Origin of the sequence: Gilliamella sp. Fer1-1, assembly GCF_001690825.1 — a bacterium.
GTDB classification, from domain to species: Bacteria; Pseudomonadota; Gammaproteobacteria; order Enterobacterales; family Orbaceae; genus Gilliamella; species Gilliamella apicola_C.
Genome location: NZ_LZGX01000091.1, coordinates 1 through 2,475, shown reverse-complemented (window position 1 = coordinate 2,475; position 2,475 = coordinate 1). Strand labels below are relative to the sequence as shown.

At 31.4% G+C, this 2,475-nt stretch carries 2 protein-coding genes; one reads left to right on the top strand and one right to left on the bottom strand.

All coding sequences use genetic code 11. From position 1 onward, the window contains the following. Positions 1 to 597 precede the first annotated feature (597 nt). Complete coding sequence (locus tag A9G28_RS10035; protein ID WP_065580587.1) at positions 598 to 966, bottom strand: hypothetical protein; 369 nt, start codon at positions 964 to 966, stop codon at positions 598 to 600. 154 nt (positions 967 to 1,120) lie between these two features. Between A9G28_RS10035 and A9G28_RS10030 the strand changes: the two genes are divergently transcribed. After that, positions 1,121 to 2,206 carry an ankyrin repeat domain-containing protein gene (locus A9G28_RS10030; protein WP_065580586.1) on the top strand — a complete coding sequence of 362 codons (1,086 nt, stop codon included), beginning with the start codon at positions 1,121 to 1,123 and terminating at the stop codon, positions 2,204 to 2,206. Positions 2,207 to 2,475: the final 269 nt, after the last annotated feature.

Sequence of the window (2,475 nt, the reverse complement as noted above, 5' to 3'; positions counted from 1 at the left end):
TTGAAGTTTTTATTTTTTGTTTTTTATAAAAATCACCGATTTTTACCCAACAAACCTAACGCCATACTTACTCAGCCCCAGAATATGCCACCAACAGGTAAGGTGCTATTTGTCGTAATTCAACCTTTTTCGGCCTTTTATCCATTTAAGATCTCTGCATAAAAAGAGGTGCCTTCATAAGAAAAAATGATTTTATTTTTATTGTTATTAAAAGAATGCTTGTTTCATCATTAGGGTAGAAAAAGTCTTTCTAGAATCTTATAAAAATATTCGCTGGAACAATGGCGCTTGCTTGTTTGCCGAAAAAATTAATGCGGTATCGGTGAGTTTGTTGTTAAAAAATAACGAGTTTTTTGGGGGAATTAGGGTTAAATGGTTAAATGGGAATGTTGCGTTCCAAAAGTGATTGGATTCTTCTAAGCTGATTCTCCTAAATTAAGGTAAGTAATTTTTCTCTTTTCATCAAGCGATAGCAAGCAATATTTAGCGTTAACCACCATGCGATTGGGTGTTTTTGTTCATCAATAATTAATTGTTTCTGGTCCATAAAAATATGCCTATTATCATTTTATTTTTGTTTATTATAGTTTGGGCTATTTATACTGGAAATTTTTTGTTTTTATAAGCTGACCATAAGTGCGTAATTGCCCAGTTATTATATTCTTGAGCAAGAAAACTTTTCGCTATTATTTCTATATCGTCAGATATTTGAGACGCAATTTCAAAATGATTAATTAGTTGAAAAGACAGTTTGAATGCCTTTTCTCTTAATATATTAATAAGTTCGATTTCATCCTTTTTAAAACTTTTTTTGTTTAAGCTATTAAAGCTATCCATCCATTGATTATCAAAATCAGATTCATCTCTTAGATCTAATGCTTGGTCTGCATCTAATACTTTTAAAAAAGCAAAATTGGTTGGATCCGATAAATAATGGTTAATTTCATTAAGTTTGTTATTATTCATTTTGGGATATTCCTTGAAAAATCTGGCACTATAATGTGTTCTAAAAATACAGAAAAAAGTAGAATGTTTTGTTTAATTTACTTTTTTTAATTTAGCTAAACTTAGAAAATATATATAATAATAGGTATTTTTAAAATATGAAATAGGATTATAAATGTATAACATAAAACACATTGGCAACTTTGAAACAATGCCTGAACCGGCTGTTGCCATATATGAAACAAATATCGAAAAAATGCAAAGTTTATATGAGGCTAACTGGGATATAAATAAAAAAATCCACCTTGGCGAATATACAGATATAACGCCTTTGGAGCTTGCCGTTGTCACAAATAATTTTACTGTTTTTAAGTGGTTATTAGAAAATAAAGTGTCTTTGGATATCGGTGGTTTTACCATTATCGAAAAGGCAGCACAATATAGTGATGGTAAAATCATAGATCTTTTGCTAAAAAATAATGCGCTTGATTTTCTTCCTCTAAAAAAATATTCGGACATATTAATCCGCATTCATTACGGGAAAAATTATGAAAATATAGCGCTATTTGAGCAATACGGAGTAACGGTAAAACAATATGGCGGTGCTGCGCTTAGGTCTAGCGCATCAGATGGAAACATGGAAGAAACAAAAATGTGGGTAGAAATGGGAGCCGATGTTAATTATCACCAACCCGATATGGTTTTCCCTTATTCTCCAACACCGTTGATAGAAGCGGTTAGACACGATCACACCGAACTTGCCGAATATCTTATAAAATGTGGAGCCGATATTACCATTACTGATAAATATGGTGATCGCCCATATTCTCTTGCTGCAACGAATAAAAATACAAATTTGATGCAATTGCTAAAATCATTAGAACCAATTGAATGGCATAATGAGCAAGAAAAACTAAAGCGCCTAAAAAGCTATAAAATGCCTGCGGATATGTTGACATATCTTAAAACATCACCAGGTAAAATTCATTTTTCAGGAAAAGATTGTTATTCAAAATACATGACTTTTTATCATTTTATCGATTTGCTGGAGATGAAATGGAAAAGGAAAAAACTAATTTCTTTGATAGAAGAAGTTGACGGTTATGAGCTATACATTGTTTGGTCTCCAGCAGAAAAGGCCATTTGCTATATCGATCCTGAGCATCAAATATTTGCTAAAATTTGTTCTTGGAAAGAATTTATTAAGCATCCAGAAAAACATATCAATAATATAATAGATGGGGTATATGATGATATGTAAAGCAATAATCAGATGTTCAAATTTTTTTCATAAGAATTTGCGTCGCCATTGTCGCTAATTTTCCCCAGATAAAATAGTACCTCAAACTGTTGGGGGCAGATGCTAGCACCAAGCAAGGCATAGCATGAGTCTTTTGGGGTAAAAAAGGAATTATTTTTTATAAAATAAAAAACTAATAAAATCAATGGTTTTTCTGAATAATTTTTTAGCGTAAGAATGTCTGCTTTTGTAGAGAAGACAATAGTGTTTTTATGTGTAGACTAGGTTGC